Here is a 15,984-nt window from a genome sequence, read left to right as displayed (position 1 = left end):
CCGATGCGCCTGCTTCTGCGCCTTGAGAACGCGACCGTAGCACTCGTGGCGCTGGGCGCCTACTGGCATCTCGGCGCCGGATGGTGGCTTTTCCTGATGCTCATCCTTGTGCCGGACGTCGCGATGGCAGGCTACCTGTGGGGTCCGCGAATAGGCGCCATCTGCTACAACGCGCTGCACAGCTACATCGGGGTCGGACTGCTCCTGATCCTCGCCTACCTCACCGCATGGGATCTTGCGGTGGCGATCGCCCTGATCTGGGCCGTCCACATCGGCCTGGACAGAGCGCTCGGCTACGGCTTGAAGCACATGAGCGGCTTCCACGACACGCATCTGGGGCGGATCGGTCAGCCCGTCACGAAATAATAAGTGGTGAGGGTAACGCCGACGGCGACGACGATCACGCGCATCACCGTCTGGGACACACGCCGCGCCATCCACACGCCGGCATAGCCGCCGAGCGCAACGCCCGGAATCATCACCAGCGCCTGCGGCCAGGCGACGACGCCGCCCGACACGAAGATGACGATGGCAACTGCCGCGATCAGGATCGACAGAAGGTTCTTGAGCGCATTGAGGTGGTGATAGGTGCCGCCGGAGGTGATGCCGAGCACGGCGAGCATCATGATGCCCATACCGGCGCCGAAGAAGCCGCCATAGATGGACGTGAAGAACTGGGCCACGACGCTGATCTTCGAATTGACCGGCTTGCCTGCACTCGCCTTGGGCTTGAGCCAGGGTCCGGCTGCGAAGATGATCGTCGCTGCCGCAAGCAGCCAGGGCACGATCTGGCGGAAGGAGGGATTGTCGAGCGACAGGAGAAGCAGCGACCCGCCAAGGGCGCCGATGACCGAGACCACAGAGAGGGCGATCGCGCTGCGCCAGCTCCTGGCGATCTCGTCGCGATAGGCGAACGTGGAGGTGATATAGCCGGGGAACTGGGTGATGGAGGACGTCGCATTGGCTGTGATCGGCGGCATGCCGACGAGAGTGAGCGCCCCGAAGGTCAGGAAGGTCCCGCCGCCGGCGATCGCATTCACCGCGCCGGCTAGAAATGCCGACGTGAACAGCAGCAGGATGGTTGCGATTGTCATGATGTCCCCCTTGGCTGGCGAGAGCACATAGCGGGGAGCGCATGCAACGGCAAGCCAGGCGGCAGCGGAAGCGTTACGGTGCAAAATCTCTGGCGCGCATGATGACAAACAGGATTCTTTGGTGTATTGGCGCACCCGGACATGGGCTCCGCGCATGCGCGTGATCTCCCGTCGACCAGCAAGAAAGAATGGCGAACCCGCTTTTGTTCCGCAAGGGACACCCTCCGGAGGCCCGGCCGAAGGACGATGGACGAGCGCTCTGGCTGTTTCAGAAGAACGGAAAGGTTTGACAATGAACATCATCCAGGAACTGGAAGCCGAACAGGCCGCCAAGATCGAAGCCCAGCGCAAGCTCCCCGAGTTCGAAGCCGGCGACACGGTCCGCGTCAACGTGCGCGTCCGTGAAGGCACCCGGACCCGCGTACAGGCCTATGAAGGCGTCTGCATCGCCCGTTCCGGCGGCGGCATCAACGAGAGCTTCACCGTCCGCAAGATCTCCTACGGCGAAGGCGTCGAGCGCGTATTCCCGGTTTACTCGCCGCTCGTCGAAGGCGTCGAAGTCATTCGCCGCGGTAAGGTCCGCCGCGCCAAGCTCTACTACCTGCGCGATCGTCGCGGCAAGTCGGCTCGTATCGTCGAGAACACCGGCACCCGCGCACGCAAGCTGAACGAAGCAGAGCGCGCTGCCATTGCCGAGGAAAAGGCACGTCTCGAGGCCGAGAAGGTAGCAGCCGCACAGGCGCTTGCCGCCGAGAAGGCCGCAGCAGAGGCTGCCGAAGCGAAGGCAGCGGAAGAAGCAAAGGCTGCCGAAGGTTCGGCAGAATAAGCTTCCTCCCACTGGAATTGAAAAGGCGGCTCTCGGGCCGCCTTTCTTATTGCCATCGGTGCCCTTCCGGCTTCGATTGCTACCAGACCAGCCAGCGCCGGCCGGCAAGATAGCCGGCACGGGTGACGATACCGATTGCAAGCGTGTACCAGAGCGCCACGAAGAGCGGGCTGTCGTCGGTACAATTCGCTGCGTAAAATGCGGCTGCAATGCCGCCTGCAGCCAGTCCGGCAACCGCGCCGGCCTTGCCCGGATCTGCCGGAGCGCCCTGGCGAAGCGCGAGCAGGAAGGCTGCGAGAGGGCCGATCGACAGAAGCGGTATCAGCGTCAGGCACTCATAGGCGTTGTGGCCGATCATGTTGAGCGCCCAGTCGGTCGGGCGAACCGCCGCCAGTTCCGCCAGCACCGCAAAGGCGAGCAGCATGGGGACCGCCAGAACCACGGCACGTGAGAAGAGGATCGGCACCCCGGGACGAGCCATCCGCGCCATCAGGTTGGCGGCAGCCAGGAACAGTGCCAGGGTGATCACGAACTTGAAGAGGAATCGCACGCTCTCCAGCGCCTCGTAGAAATCCGGCCGCGCGCCCATCGCGGCGAAGAAGAGCAGGCCGGCAAGCAGAACCGCAGCAACGAGTGCGCTCACCATGATGGTACCGAAGCGGAACCGGACATCGGAATCCTGGGACAGCATGTTGATCAGTTCATCAGTCTTCACGTCATTGGCTCCGATAGGTGAGACTTAGCGCCTTCAGCGCGCGGTGCAGTACCACCCGCACCGCCCCCTCGCTCATATTGACCCTGCCCGCAGTTTCCCGGACGCTGCTGCCCTCGACCGAAATCGCCTGCACGATAGTCCGCTGGGGCTCCTTCAGCGTCTTCAATATCCGGTCCACGTCCAGCCGCTCCTGTGTTTCCACCTGCTCGTCGATCTGCAACACCGCGACGACGTCCTCGAGCGGCACGTCCACGTGGCGACCGCGGCGGCGCAGGCTGTCGATCAGCTTGTTGCGGATGATGGTCGATATCCATGGTGCGATCGGCCGCGACGGGTCCCAGGTTGCGCGCTTCAGGTGTATCGACAGCAGGACCTCCTGCACGACATCCTCCGCTTCGCTGGCAGGCGCCCCGAACTGGGCGCAACGGCGGCGGGCCATGACGCGCAGGTGCGGTGTCACGGACGTCAGGAAGCGGTGATATGCCTGGGCATCACCGCGGACTGCCGCCCGCATCCATGCAGACCATTGCTCTTCGCGCACAACTTCACTCATCAATGAGCCCTACGCCGCCACAAAGCCGAATGTTACATGGATATCTGCAGATTTGGAGGGCGGGATTCCGATCGTTCGAGGGAGCAGCCAAGAAGTTTTGCTCGGGCGTCGTAACGGTCCGCCGAGTTCGCCCGTAGGTCTTCATGCAAGCCAGCAAGGCCTGCTCGAACGGGAGACCTGACATGAAGAACTCAACCATTTCGCTTGCCGTCGCGGCATCCGTCACCTCGGCACTGGCGTCGATCGCATCGCCGGCCCTTGCCCAGGAAGGCAAGGAGAAATGCTACGGCGTCGCCCTGAAGGGCCAGAACGACTGCGCTGCAGGCCCCGGCACCACCTGTGCCGGAACCTCCAAGGTCGATTACCAGCAGAATGCCTTCAAGCTGGTTCCCGCCGGCACATGCGAGGCGATGATGACGCCAAACGGTCACGGCAAGCTTGAGCCCGGCCCAGCCCCAGCCTGACATCGCAGTGCAGCCGCGGCGTCGCAGCAGGTGCGACGCCGGTTTCTTCAGGGAGAGAGACATGCAGCCTCCACAGCTTCCGGCCCGCGCCGGCGTCGGCTTCAAGCCGGAACACTTCGCCAGCATCGACATGTCGCGGCAACCCGTCGGCTTCTTCGAAATCCATGCCGAGAATTACATGGGGGATGGCGGCGTGCCGCATGCGCAGCTTTCGCGCCTGAGAGGAGACTACGCGCTATCGTTGCATGGAGTCGGGTTGTCGATCGGCTCCATGCAGCCGCTCGACCGGGATCACCTGCAGCGCCTGAAGACCCTCTGTGATCACTACCAGCCGGAGAGCTTTTCCGAGCACCTCGCCTGGTCGACGCATGACACGACCTTCCTGAACGACCTGCTGCCTCTGCCCTACACGGAGGAAACGCTTGCGCAGGTATGCCGGCATATCGACGAGGTGCAAACGACACTGGCGCGTCAGATGCTGCTGGAAAACCCGGCGACCTACCTCTTCTTCACGGAAAGCACCTATGAGGAAACGGATTTCCTCAGGCAAGTCGTGGCGCGGACCGGCTGCGGGCTGCTGCTCGACGTCAACAACGTCTTCGTGGCGTCCACGAACCACAACACAGATCCTCGCAGCTACCTCGCCCGTTTTCCGGTGAGGCACGTTCGCGAGATCCATCTGGGCGGTCATTCGGTCACCGAGGATGATCTCGGCGCACCCCTTCTGATCGACTCTCACGATAATCCGGTGCGCGACCCGGTCTGGGCGCTCTATGCGGAGGTGATCGAGCGCACGGGGCCGGTGGCGACGCTGATCGAATGGGACAATGACGTGCCAGACTGGCCGGTGCTGAGGGCGGAGGCCGAGGCCGCAGATGCAATCCTGCGCCGTTCCGCGCTCGCGGCATAGGAGCAGGCGATGTCGACGATGCATGATCGGTTCGCGCGCCCGCTGATGCACCCCGACAGGCCGCCTCCCGCCGGACTTGCGTCCTGGAATTCCAGCGACCCCGGCGTCCGGTACGATGTCTACCGCAACAACGTGATGATCAGCCTGCGACGTGCGCTGGCAAGCCGATTTCCGGTGACCGAAAGGATCGTCGGAGAAGCCTTCTTTGCGGCGATGGCGGACAGCTTCATCCGCCTCCATCCGCCGCGCTCCCCCCTGCTCTTCCGCTATGGTGATGAGCTGGCCGGATTCGCTGCAGACTTTCCGCCGGCCGCGGCGCTGCCCTACCTGCCGGACGTCATCCGTCTGGAGAGCGCGGGGGGACGCGCCTATCATGCCGCCGACATTGCCCCGCTCGATCCCGCGCGCCTTTCGGAAGTTCCGCCGGCACGGCTGCCGGGGCTGCGGTTTGCACTTCACCCCTCCGTCTCCGTCATCCGTTCCGCCTATCCGGTGGTGACCATCTGGGCGATGAATGCCGGCGAGGCGACGGTCGCGCCGGTCACCGACTGGGCAGGCCAGGACGCCCTTGTGGTTCGACCGCACTTGACGGTCGAAGTGCTGCAATTGCCGCGAGGCGGTGGCGCCTTCCTCGACGCGCTCGCCGCCGGACGAGACCTGCAGTCCGCGGCCGGGGAGGCGGCGGGAGCCAATCGTGACTTCGATCTTGCAGCCAACATCGCCGGCGCACTCCGTTCCGGCGTCTTCACTGCCATCCGCGATCAGGGAGAAGAGCCATGAGCAGTGCCGTTGCCGCATCCGCAGACAGGAGCCTAGCCCGCCGCCTGCGGGCGGGCGCAAGCCTGCTCGAGCGCATTCCCCATGACCTGATCGCGCTGGTCGCCAGGGTCTCCATTGCCGGGGTCTTCTGGCAATCGGGGCAGACGAAGCTCAAGGGATGGCGTGTGTCAGAAAATGCCATCTATCTTTTCGAACACGAATACGCGCTGCCGTTCCTCAACCCCTCGATCGCAGCGCATATGGCGACGCTGGCGGAGCATCTGCTGCCGGTCCTGCTGGTCCTCGGTCTCGGCAGCCGCCTCGCGGCGCTTGGGCTTCTCGCCATGACGCTGGTGATCCAGATCTTCGTCTATCCCGGCGCCTGGCCGACCCACGGGACCTGGGCCGCCTGCCTGCTGCTGATTGCCGCACGTGGTCCTGGGCGCCTATCGCTGGACCATGTGATCGCCTCTCGCCTCGGGCGCTGACGACGCCGGGCTCGCGGCATCGATATTGAATGGACCTCTCAAAACTGCTAATAAGGCGGCCATGGGATCGAAATTCGGATGCCTCGCGAACCAGTTCATCGTGCTGCAGGACCACAAGCGCCTGCCGGCACGGTTTTTCGCGCGCGTCCATGGCGCTCTGAACAGCCGACTTAGCTGAGCCGATCCATGCTCGCGCCGGCAGCGACACATGCCGGAACTCCCTTTTCGTGATAATCCCTAAATTGGATGGCAGCCATGAGCGCACCCCGTACCCTCTATGACAAGATCTGGGACGACCACGTCGTCAGCGACGACAACGGTACCTGTCTCCTCTATATCGACCGCCACCTCGTCCATGAGGTAACGAGCCCGCAGGCCTTCGAGGGCCTGCGCATGGCCGGCCGCAAGGTTCGCGCTCCTGAGAAGACGCTTGCCGTTGTGGACCACAACGTGCCGACGACGCCGGACCGCCACATCGGCATCAAGAACGAGGAAAGCCGCATCCAGGTCGAGGCACTGGCGCAGAACGCCCACGACTTCGGCGTCGAGTACTACTCGGAAAAGGACAAGCGGCAGGGCATCGTGCACATCGTCGGCCCGGAGCAGGGCTTCACCCTGCCCGGCATGACGATCGTCTGCGGCGACAGCCATACCTCTACGCATGGCGCCTTCGGTGCGCTGGCGCATGGCATCGGCACGTCTGAGGTGGAACATGTTCTCGCCACCCAGACGCTGGTGCAGAAAAAGGCGAAGAACATGCTGGTGCGCGTCGACGGGAAGCTTCCCGAAGGCGTGACCGCCAAGGACATCATCCTCGCCATCATCGGCGAGATCGGCACCGCCGGCGGCACCGGCCACGTCATCGAATTCGCAGGCGAGGCGATCCGCTCGCTATCGATGGAAGGCCGCATGACGATCTGCAACATGACGATCGAAGGCGGCGCCCGCGCCGGCCTGATCGCGCCCGACGAGACGACCTTCGCCTACATCAAGGACAAGCCCCGCGCGCCGAAGGGTGCGGCCTGGGACATGGCGCTGGAATACTGGAAGACGCTGCACACGGATGAAGGTGCCCACTTCGACAAGGTGGTCGTGTTGGACGCTGCCAACCTGCCGCCCATCGTCTCCTGGGGCTCTTCCCCGGAAGACGTCATCTCGGTGCAGGGCGTGGTGCCCAATCCCGATGACATCAAGGATGAGACGAAGCGCGCCTCCAAGTGGCGGGCACTGGACTATATGGGCCTGAAGCCGGGCACGAAGATCACCGACATTGCTATCGATCGCGTTTTCATCGGCTCCTGCACCAATGGCCGCATCGAGGATCTGCGCGCCGCTGCAAAGGTGCTCGAAGGCCGGCATGTGGCGCCGACCGTCTCGGCGATGGTTGTCCCGGGTTCCGGCCTCGTGAAGGAGCAAGCCGAGGCTGAGGGCCTGGACAAGATCTTCAAGGAAGCTGGCTTCGAATGGCGCGAGCCGGGCTGCTCCATGTGCCTGGCGATGAACGACGACCGGCTGAAGCCGGAAGAGCGCTGCGCCTCGACCTCGAACCGCAATTTCGAGGGTCGCCAGGGCTACAAGGGCCGTACGCACCTCGTTTCGCCGGCGATGGCGGCGGCTGCTGCGGTAGCGGGGCACTTCGTCGACATTCGCGAATGGAACTAGGGCCTCCTGCCTGATCATGTCTCCAGAAAAAATGCCGTTGACGTCCCCGTTGGCGGCATTTTTTCGTTTCGCTCCTGCTCCAAGGGAGGGAACGACTGGCCCCGTCGGCGCTTTGACGCCATATTGGCAGAGCGTGACAACGGGCAGGTGACCTGTGGCCGACACAACCGACAAGGACGCTCATCAGGGGCAGCGCCGTCTGCTTCTCCTGCGGCATGCGAAGTCTGCCTGGCCGGACGCAGTCGCCGATCACGAGCGGCCCCTTGCGGAGCGCGGGGAGAAGGCCGCACCTGCCATGGGCAACTACATGGCACGGGAACACCTCATTCCGGATCTCGCACTGGTTTCCGATGCGAGGCGAACACGAGAGACCTGGGAACTTGTGCAGCGCAGGCTGCCGGCCGAGGTCGCGAAGCGCATCGACCCGACTATCTATGAAGCCCCGGCCGACCGGCTTCTCGATACGATCCGCGCCCTGGGCGATTCCGCTGCCACGCTGCTGTTGATCGGTCACAATCCCGGGCTTCAGGATCTGGCACTGATGCTGATCGGCGACGGGGATGCACGAGCTCACGACGCGTTGGCAGCGAAGTATCCGACGGCCGCGCTGGCGGTCATCGACTTCCCCGTGGCGGACTGGCGGCAGGTCGGACCGGGCTCCGGCCTTCTGACCCGCTTCGTGACACCACGTTCCTTGCGGTAGGTCTCATCGGCACCCAGACCCGGGGACGCGCCGATATATGGTCGGTCGCAATGCCACCAAAAACCATGTCCTGCGAGGGATGGTGGGACAACGTAGACCTATAGGACGCGTATGATCGTCCCGCGGCGCAGGTGGGGAAGGAGCCTTAGCATGTCTCTGAGGCTGACGGCAACGCAGCCGGCGGTCGGCTGGTAGCCTGGCCTGATCAGGTGGAAGAAGATCGCCGACCCGCGATGGCGGCGGCGCGAGGTGACGTTCCAGTCGAGGACAAGGCAGATGTCGTAAAGGCCATCCTGCCGCATCATCTCCTCATGGCTTGGCCTGAACGGTGCGCGCACCAGCCGGTTGTAGCTCGGATGGTCCGGCTGATCACACCAGAGCATGTCATTCCTGATCCTCCGGATCGGCAGGGCCGTTTTCAGCGACTTCATCCGGTCGCCGCGGGTGAAGCCGTAGAGAAGCCGCATGTTCGCGATCGGCGTGGCGCCATCTCCTTCCCGCTTGAAGGCCGTGCGGCCACTACGGCCGAGCGCGGCCGGTACAGTGACGCCAGAGAAGGAAACAAACCCCCGGCGGGGATTGCCGGGGGCAGCCCGGACGGTCACGACACCTCGAGGGGAGCGCCCCTGTCTGCACAAATTCGCCATCCTTCCTCACGAATTCTTGCTTTGAAGATGATTTGGTTTGAAATCATAGCACGATGCGACTTAGATCAAGTGCCTGATCTATTTACCCTCGGCCGCCGTAGGACCTTTGGGACGCGAAAAACGAGAGGCAGGAGCATATGGCAGTTCGCACGATATTGCTGGTGGATGACGATGACGACCTGCGCGAGACGCTGTCCGAACAGCTCGCGCTCTACGAGGAGTTTTCTCTCCTGCAGGAGCCGAATGCCACCAGGGCGATGCAGGTGGCCAAGTCGAGCCAGGTCGACCTGCTGATCATGGATGTCGGTCTTCCGGACATGGATGGACGCGAGGCGGTGAAGCTCCTGCGCAAGAACGGCTTCAAGGCTCCGATCATCATGCTGACCGGCCACGACACGGATTCCGACACGATCCTCGGTCTCGAGGCCGGCGCCAATGACTACATCACAAAGCCCTTCCGCTTTGCGGTCCTGCTCGCCCGGATCCGAGCACAGCTGCGCCAGTACGAGCAGAGCGAGGACGCAACCTTCACGGTCGGCCCCTATATTTTCAAGCCAAGCCAGAAGCTCCTGACTACCGAAGACGGGAAGAAGATTCGGCTGACGGAAAAGGAAGCGGCGATCATCCGCTACCTCTATCGCGCCGACCAGAAGGTCGTGACCCGCGACGTGCTGTTGGAGGAAGTCTGGGGATACAATTCCGGGGTGACCACCCATACGCTCGAAACCCATGTCTACCGCCTGCGCCAAAAGATCGAGCGCGACCCCTCCAGCGCCGAAATCCTGGTGACGGAGAACGGTGGCTACAAGATCGTCCCGTAGCACCCATGGCGCTCAACGACGATATTCGCCTTCTTTCACAGGTCACCCTATTCAGGGAACTCGACGAGGACCAGTTGCGGCTCCTGGCATTTGGGGCGGAACGTCGTGCCATTGCAGCAGGGCAGGAACTGTTCCGCGAGGGGTCACCGGCGGAATGCGCTTTCGTGGTCGCCAAGGGCACCTTTGAACTCCACGCGTCCGATCGGGGTACCGCCCGCCTCCAGGACGTTGCGGTACCGGGGACACTTCTGTCGGAGCTGGCGCTGGTCACGATGGTGGAACGGAAATTCACGGCCATCGCGGTTGAGGACGCCGAAGTGCTTCGCGTCACCCGCACCCTCTTCCACCGACTGCTGGAGGAGTACCCGCAGGTAGGCCGAATAGTGGAAGCGCGAATCCGCGACAATATCGTTGCGATGGCCGGCGCCGTCGCGGGGCTACAGAGCCGTTTCAGCTAGGCGTCAGAACCTGAAGACGGCAGTGACCGGGACATGGTCGGATGGTTGGTTCCATCCGCGCGCCTCCTTCAGGACCTCTACCCGATCGAGGAAGGGGCCAAGATCCTGTGACGACCAGATGTGGTCGAGACGGCGGCCTCGATCGGCTGCTGCCCAGTCCTTGGCGCGGTAACTCCACCACGTGTAGAGCTTCTCGGTGTCCGGCACGTGCTGGCGCATCAGGTCCAGCCAGTTCCCCTTTCTCATCACCTCCAGCAGACCTTCCGTCTCGACAGGCGTATGGCTGATGATCTTCAGCATCTTCTTGTGCGACCAGACGTCGTGCTCGAGCGGGGCGATGTTGAGGTCTCCCACGAGGATCGAGGAGATGCCGGGGGTGAGGTCCGCCTTCAGGCACTTCATCTCCTCGACGAAATCCAGCTTGTGGCCGAATTTCGGGTTGACGGCACGGTCAGGCTCGTCGCCCCCGGCCGGCACGTAGAAGTTATGCAGCCGGATGCGCCGCGAACCGCGCTCGAAGATCGCCGAGATGTGGCGGGCGTCACCGACGCCGCAATAGTTCTGCCTATGGTCTTCGGTGAGGGGTACCCGCGAGGCGATCGCGACGCCATGATAACCCTTCTGACCGTGGATGATGATGTGCTGGTAGCCGAGATCCTTCAACGGCTGCAGCGGGAACTCATGCTCCTGGCATTTGATCTCCTGCAGGCACAGGATGTCCGGCTGGTGACGCACGATGAACTGCTCGACGATGGGCATGCGCAGCCGCACCGAATTGATGTTCCAGGTGGTGATGGAGAATGTCATTCCTAAACCTCGGCGGGGATGCCGGAGGTTTAGGAGATTTCACGGAAGCGGTGAAGCGAAAAAGGCCGCCGTTGCTGCTCCACCAACAGCTAGAGCTTGCGGACCTCGTCATACGGGATGCGGAAGACCCGGTCGTCGAACCCGACCCCGTTCTTGACGTTGTAGATCATCACCGACGTATCCTTGTTCTGCGCGTCGGTGATGGTCCACTGTCGAAGCTCGAAGGTCTTGGAATCGAACATCATGGTGATGGTCGAGTCGCCGAAGACCGTCTTGTTGCCAAGCACGATCGTGGTGAGATCGGGTTCTTCGCGAACACCCCGCACCATCTCGTGCGACAGGTCGATCCGATCGGAGAGAAGGAGGCTCAGCGGCGTCTTGGAGAGCGGGTACAGGTCCCAGGTCTTGAGCTTCATGTTGCCGATGACGACATTCTTGCCGTCGGCTATGACGCGCACGGGAGACGGGTCCTCGAAATTGAAGCGCAGCTTGCCCGGCCGCTCGATGAAGAACTTGCCGCCCGTCTGCTCGCCGCGCGGGCCGAACTGGACGAACTCGCCCATCATCGTCTTCACCGACGAAAAATGGTCGGCAATCCGTTGCGCGGCCGCCGATCCGGCGGCACCCTGGGCCGCGCCGGTTGACGGAAGCATCGCGGACACCCCGATACCGAGCAATCCGGCCGCAAAGGATCGACGGCTGATGGAGCCGAACTGACTGGAGCGAACGGTCTTTTTCTTCATTCTGTGTTCTCCTTCCGCCGCTTTCTGGGATCAAAACGCGGCGGCTTCATGACAACGCGTCGCAGAGCCTCAGCGTTCCAGAATGTCGCCCTCGGTGGGCACGAGGATCTCGCGTTTCCCCGCATGGTTGGCCGGGCCGATCAGCCCCTCCTGCTCCATACGCTCGATCAGTGAGGCGGCGCGGTTGTAGCCGATGCCCAGGCGCCGCTGGATATAGGAGGTCGAGGCCTTACCGTCACGCAATACGATCGCCACCGCCTGGTCGTAAGGATCGTCCGATTCCGACAGGTTGCCGGTCCCGGCTGGACCCATGCCGTCCATTTCCTCGTCCTCGTCCGCCGTGATGGCCTCGAGATATTGCGGCGCCCCTTGCGTCTTCAGGTAGGCGACGATTTCCTCCACCTCGGTATCGGATACGAAGGGGCCGTGGACGCGCTGGATGCGTCCGCCACCGGCCATGTAGAGCATGTCGCCCATGCCCAGAAGCTGCTCAGCCCCCTGCTCCCCGAGGATGGTACGGCTGTCGATCTTCGAAGTGACCTGGAAGGAGATGCGGGTGGGGAAGTTCGCCTTGATGGTACCAGTGATCACGTCCACCGACGGACGCTGCGTGGCCATGATGACGTGGATGCCGGCGGCACGCGCCATCTGCGCCAGGCGCTGTACGGCACCCTCGATATCCTTGCCGGCGACCATCATCAAGTCGGCCATCTCGTCGATGATCACGACGATGTAGGGCATAGGCTGGAGGTCGAATTCCTCCGTCTCATACATGGCCTCGCCGGTCTGGCGGTCAAAGCCCGTCTGCACGGTTCGGGTAAGGACCTCGCCCTTGGCCAACGCCTGCTCCACCCGGCTGTTGAAGCCGTCGATGTTGCGCACGCCGATCTTCGACATCTTCTTGTAGCGCTCTTCCATCTCCCGGACGGTCCATTTGAGCGCCACCACGGCCTTCTTCGGGTCGGTCACGACTGGTGACAGGAGATGCGGAATACCGTCGTAGACCGAAAGTTCGAGCATCTTCGGGTCGATCATGATCAGGCGGCACTTCTCCGGCGTATAGCGGTAGAGCAGCGACAGGATCATCGTGTTGATGGCGACAGACTTACCGGAACCGGTGGTACCTGCGACGAGCAGATGCGGCATCTTGGCAAGATCCGCCACCACCGGCTCGCCGCCAATCGTCTTGCCGAGCGCCATGGCAAGCTTCGCCTTGCTGGATTCGAAATCCTTCGACCCGATCATCTCCCGCAGGTAGACGGTCTCGCGGGTGCGGTTCGGCAGTTCGATACCAATTGCGTTGCGGCCCGGCACGACGGCGACGCGCGCGGCGATCGCGCTCATCGAGCGGGCGATGTCGTCGGCGAGGCCGATGACGCGGGACGACTTGATGCCCGGCGCCGGCTCCAGTTCGTAAAGCGTGACGACCGGGCCGGGACGGACGTGAATGATCTCGCCCTTGACGCCGAAATCCTCCAGCACGCCTTCGAGCATGCGGGCATTCTGTTCGAGCGCATCGGCCGAGAGCGTCGCATCCCGTGCAACCGCCTTAGGTTCGGCAAGGAGGTGCACCGAAGGCAGCTGGAAACCGTCCGGGTCGATGAAGGACGCCTGTGCTTCCCGAGCCACGCGGGGACTGGGTTTCGGAGGTGCCGGCGGTGCGGCCACCCGCGGCTGAACGCGCGGGCCCGGAGCGGATGGCCGGCTCGTCGCGCTGAACGGCACGTCATCGTCGTCAGCAAGGATGCCGGCCGGCCGGACGAGGGGCTCATCATCGAAATCATCGTCGTCATGAGCCATGGGCGGTGTCACGATCGACCGGCGGGCGGCGCCATCCAGAGAGGGCTCAATGCGACCGACGCCTGGCGCCTGGACCTTCGCGCGAACCGGCTCGTTCAGCGTCCCGAACTCATCCTCGTTGAAATCATACGGCTGGTCGAAACTCGGGCTCGCATGCCTGATGCCAAAGAGACGCCGGAAGCGCGCCTGGGCAATATACCAGTAATGTGCAAGGGCACCGAGTGCCAGGAAGCCAACAAAACCGCCTTCGTCCTCTTCATCGTCATCGTCCCCCTGCGCACGCGCACGCGGGCTTGATGGGACGGCAGGAGCATAAATCTCGTCGTCCGCTTCGAACGCTTCGCCCACAAGGCCCGACGCAAACAGCAGCAACCAGACGGCTGGCACGGCGAAGACGACACCCAGAGCAGTTGCCAGGACGCCTGTAGGATATGCGCCGACAAAGAGGGCAGGGAAGCGGAGGATCATGTCGCCGATCACGCCGCCGATGCCGTTCGGGATTGGCCACGTCAGCGGCGCCGGAAAGCAGCCGAGCGAGGCCGACGCCAGAAGAGTGCCGCCGCCCCAGGCCGCAAGTCTTGCGGGAATGCGGTTGAACTCGCGGCCGGAAATCAGGGCAAGCGCAAAGGCCAGAACCGGCAGGAGCGCGACGAGGCTCGACAAGCCGAGGAACTGCATCATCAGGTCGGCGAAGGCGGCACCGCCATGGCCGAGGAGGTTCGTGGGCTCGTTGTCAGTAGCATAGGAGAAGCTGGGATCGGCAACGTTCCAGGTGGAAAGCGCCGCGATCGCCAGCGCAAGACCGAGGAAGATCGCGAAGCCCGCCAGGGCCATCGCCTGTCGTATCACGAAGGCCAGCAGCATTGCCCGGGTCGTCCCGCTTCCCATCGCCGCTGATGTACTTCTGCCCATTACGATTCCGCCGTGCCAACACTCGTGGAAGATTGCGGTCGCATGAGGTCACACGCCGCCACATTGGGTCGCAAGGTAGCCCGGCGGTGGTTAATGCGTCTTTAACCACGATCGTAAGACCCGGCAGCCTGCCAGAAACAAAAAGGCCCGGACCGAGGTCCGGGCAAGCGCGACAACCGGAGGCGGCCGCGACGGGAGGTTCTACGGCGATCCTGGGGATCGCCGTAAGCTCTCTTTGATCAGGAGTGGTAGGCAGCTTCGCCGTGGGAGGCGAGATCAAGCCCCTCGCGCTCCGCTTCGACAGTGACCCGCAGTCCAACGATCAGGTCGACGATCTTGTAGAGGATCACCGAGCCGATACCGCACCAGACGATGGTGATGACGACGGCGGTCAGCTGGGTCATGAACTGGCCACCCATGGTGACGCCTTCGGCATAGCCAATGCCACCGAGCGACGACGAGGCGAAGATCCCGGTTGCCAGAGCGCCGAAGAAACCCCCGACACCGTGGACACCGAAGACATCCGCCGTGTCGTCATAGCCGAACTTGTTCTTGATCACGGCGATGAAGAAGTAGCAGATCGGCGAGACGAGGATCCCCATGACGATGGCACCCATCGGCCCGGCGATGCCGGCCGCCGGGGTGATGGCGACGAGACCGGCGATCATGCCGGAGGCGGCACCTAGCATGGAGGCCTTGCCGCGGGTGAACGTCTCGACGACGCACCAGGACAGGATGGCCGCGGCCGTGGCGACGAAGGTGTTGACTGCAGCCAGCATGGCGCCGCCGGAGGCTTCCAGGTTGGAGCCTGCGTTGAAGCCGAACCAGCCGATCCAGAGCATGGCTGCACCGACGAGCGTCAGCGTCATCGAATGCGGGGCCATCATGTCCTTGCCGAAGCCGATGCGCTTGCCGACCATGATTGCCCCGATGAGGCCCGCAACGCCGGCGTTGATGTGAACGACCGTGCCGCCTGCGAAGTCAAGCGCGCCCATGCCGAAGAGGAGACCGTTGGCATCCCAAACCATGTGCGCGACCGGGAAGTAGACGAAGGTTACCCACAGGATGCAGAAGAGGACGGATGCCGAAAATTTGATGCGCTCCGCAAACGCACCGACGATGAGCGCCGGCGTCAACGCCGCGAAGGTCATCTGGAACATCATGAACACGAATTCCGGGATGACCGCATCCGAGAAGGTCGCGGCCGTGGAATCCATGGTGACGCCCGACAGGAACATCTTCGCCGTGCCGCCGAAGAAGGCGCTTTCCGATCCGCCGAAGGCGAAGGAATAGCCGTAGAGCACCCAGACGATCATCATGCATGCGCCGACGACCGTGCACTGCATGAGGACGGACAGCATGTTCTTCGCCCGGACGAGGCCGCCGTAGAACAGGCCGATCCCTGGCATCAGCATGAAGAGCACGAGAAGCGTGCAGATGAACATGAACGCGGTGTCGCCCTTGTCCGGGACCGGAGCCGCGGCCGCAGCCTCGGCAGCGGGTGCAGCCGCCTCCTGGGCAAAGGCGACAACCGGCGCCATCAAGGCTGCAGACGCAGCCCCCAGGCGGCCGAGCGAGGTGGTAAATCTGGAAAATTGCATTGTTAGCTCCCCAATCAGCCG

At 63.3% G+C, this 15,984-nt stretch carries 18 protein-coding genes; 10 read left to right on the top strand and 8 right to left on the bottom strand.

The genetic code is table 11. From position 1 onward, the window contains the following. The first annotated feature begins 3 nt into the window (after positions 1-3). Positions 4-366, top strand: coding sequence for a DUF4260 domain-containing protein (locus tag ACEPP2_RS08540; protein ID WP_395516322.1), 363 nt, complete (start codon positions 4-6; stop codon positions 364-366). On the opposite strand, the gene ACEPP2_RS08535 is transcribed toward ACEPP2_RS08540, so the two are convergent. Then, entirely contained in the window at positions 348-1,094 is a 747-nt protein-coding gene (locus ACEPP2_RS08535) for a sulfite exporter TauE/SafE family protein (RefSeq protein ID WP_395516321.1), read from the bottom strand. The two genes, ACEPP2_RS08540 and ACEPP2_RS08535, sit on opposite strands and share 19 nt — an antisense overlap. 292 nt (positions 1,095-1,386) lie before the next feature. Between ACEPP2_RS08535 and rplS the strand changes: the two genes are divergently transcribed. Beyond that, positions 1,387-1,920: a 50S ribosomal protein L19 gene (gene rplS, locus ACEPP2_RS08530; RefSeq protein ID WP_052640465.1), complete on the top strand. Its 534-nt coding sequence runs from the start codon at positions 1,387-1,389 to the stop codon at positions 1,918-1,920. Between the two features lie 79 nt (positions 1,921-1,999). Here the strand turns inward: rplS and ACEPP2_RS08525 are convergent, their stop codons facing one another. Beyond that, a complete protein-coding gene (locus ACEPP2_RS08525; protein ID WP_077549291.1) occupies positions 2,000-2,635 on the bottom strand; it encodes an NrsF family protein in 636 nt (211 codons plus the stop codon). Position 2,636: 1 nt separating this feature from the next. Beyond that, positions 2,637-3,188 carry a sigma-70 family RNA polymerase sigma factor gene (locus ACEPP2_RS08520; RefSeq protein WP_395516320.1) on the bottom strand — a complete coding sequence of 184 codons (552 nt, stop codon included), beginning with the start codon at positions 3,186-3,188 and terminating at the stop codon, positions 2,637-2,639. Between the two features lie 182 nt (positions 3,189-3,370). On the opposite strand from ACEPP2_RS08520, the gene ACEPP2_RS08515 reads away from it, so the two are divergent. From ACEPP2_RS08515 to ACEPP2_RS08490, 6 genes are all read left to right on the top strand, one after another. Continuing rightward, complete coding sequence (locus ACEPP2_RS08515; RefSeq protein ID WP_077549290.1) at positions 3,371-3,652, top strand: BufA1 family periplasmic bufferin-type metallophore; 282 nt, start codon at positions 3,371-3,373, stop codon at positions 3,650-3,652. A gap of 61 nt (positions 3,653-3,713) precedes the next feature. Then, positions 3,714-4,562: an MNIO family bufferin maturase gene (gene bufB / locus ACEPP2_RS08510; RefSeq protein ID WP_395516319.1), complete on the top strand. Its 849-nt coding sequence runs from the start codon at positions 3,714-3,716 to the stop codon at positions 4,560-4,562. Between the two features lie 9 nt (positions 4,563-4,571). Further along, positions 4,572-5,342, top strand: coding sequence for an HvfC/BufC family peptide modification chaperone (locus ACEPP2_RS08505; protein ID WP_395516318.1), 771 nt, complete (start codon positions 4,572-4,574; stop codon positions 5,340-5,342). Continuing rightward, positions 5,339-5,809, top strand: a complete 471-nt coding sequence (locus ACEPP2_RS08500) for a DoxX family protein (protein ID WP_395516317.1) — start codon at positions 5,339-5,341, stop codon at positions 5,807-5,809. The genes ACEPP2_RS08505 and ACEPP2_RS08500 overlap by 4 nt, the downstream gene beginning before the upstream one ends. Positions 5,810-6,064: 255 nt before the next feature. Next, on the top strand, positions 6,065-7,471 hold the full coding sequence (leuC, locus tag ACEPP2_RS08495; RefSeq protein WP_052640478.1) for a 3-isopropylmalate dehydratase large subunit: 1,407 nt from the start codon (positions 6,065-6,067) through the stop codon (positions 7,469-7,471). A 154-nt stretch (positions 7,472-7,625) separates the two neighbouring features. After that, positions 7,626-8,174 carry a SixA phosphatase family protein gene (locus tag ACEPP2_RS08490; RefSeq protein WP_281977147.1) on the top strand — a complete coding sequence of 183 codons (549 nt, stop codon included), beginning with the start codon at positions 7,626-7,628 and terminating at the stop codon, positions 8,172-8,174. 98 nt (positions 8,175-8,272) lie between these two features. Here the strand turns inward: ACEPP2_RS08490 and ACEPP2_RS08485 are convergent, their stop codons facing one another. Beyond that, positions 8,273-8,821, bottom strand: coding sequence for a L,D-transpeptidase family protein (locus ACEPP2_RS08485; RefSeq protein WP_395516316.1), 549 nt, complete (start codon positions 8,819-8,821; stop codon positions 8,273-8,275). A gap of 137 nt (positions 8,822-8,958) precedes the next feature. Here ACEPP2_RS08485 and ACEPP2_RS08480 point away from each other — a divergent pair, with 137 nt between their 5' ends. Together ACEPP2_RS08480 and ACEPP2_RS08475 are read left to right on the top strand one after the other, a co-directional pair. Then, positions 8,959-9,642, top strand: a complete 684-nt coding sequence (locus ACEPP2_RS08480; RefSeq protein ID WP_077549283.1) for a response regulator transcription factor — start codon at positions 8,959-8,961, stop codon at positions 9,640-9,642. Between the two features lie 5 nt (positions 9,643-9,647). Continuing rightward, a complete protein-coding gene (locus tag ACEPP2_RS08475; protein WP_395516315.1) occupies positions 9,648-10,100 on the top strand; it encodes a cyclic nucleotide-binding domain-containing protein in 453 nt (150 codons plus the stop codon). A 3-nt stretch (positions 10,101-10,103) separates the two neighbouring features. On the opposite strand, the gene ACEPP2_RS08470 is transcribed toward ACEPP2_RS08475, so the two are convergent. From ACEPP2_RS08470 to ACEPP2_RS08455, 4 genes are all read right to left on the bottom strand, one after another. Then, positions 10,104-10,907 (bottom strand): exodeoxyribonuclease III, encoded by an 804-nt coding sequence (locus tag ACEPP2_RS08470; RefSeq protein WP_395516314.1) that lies wholly within the window; start codon positions 10,905-10,907, stop codon positions 10,104-10,106. Positions 10,908-10,996: 89 nt separating this feature from the next. Beyond that, positions 10,997-11,650 carry an outer membrane lipoprotein carrier protein LolA gene (locus tag ACEPP2_RS08465; protein WP_395516313.1) on the bottom strand — a complete coding sequence of 218 codons (654 nt, stop codon included), beginning with the start codon at positions 11,648-11,650 and terminating at the stop codon, positions 10,997-10,999. A 69-nt stretch (positions 11,651-11,719) separates the two neighbouring features. Beyond that, on the bottom strand, positions 11,720-14,362 hold the full coding sequence (locus tag ACEPP2_RS08460) for an FtsK/SpoIIIE family DNA translocase (protein WP_395516312.1): 2,643 nt from the start codon (positions 14,360-14,362) through the stop codon (positions 11,720-11,722). Between the two features lie 239 nt (positions 14,363-14,601). Then, positions 14,602-15,963, bottom strand: a complete 1,362-nt coding sequence (locus ACEPP2_RS08455; RefSeq protein ID WP_395516311.1) for an ammonium transporter — start codon at positions 15,961-15,963, stop codon at positions 14,602-14,604. Between the last annotated feature and the right edge of the window lie 21 nt (positions 15,964-15,984).

Origin of the sequence: Pseudorhizobium flavum, assembly GCF_044142885.1 — a bacterium.
In the GTDB taxonomy this organism is placed as follows: Bacteria; Pseudomonadota; Alphaproteobacteria; order Rhizobiales; family Rhizobiaceae; genus Neorhizobium; species Neorhizobium flavum.
This window is presented reverse-complemented; position numbering and strand designations above follow the sequence as displayed.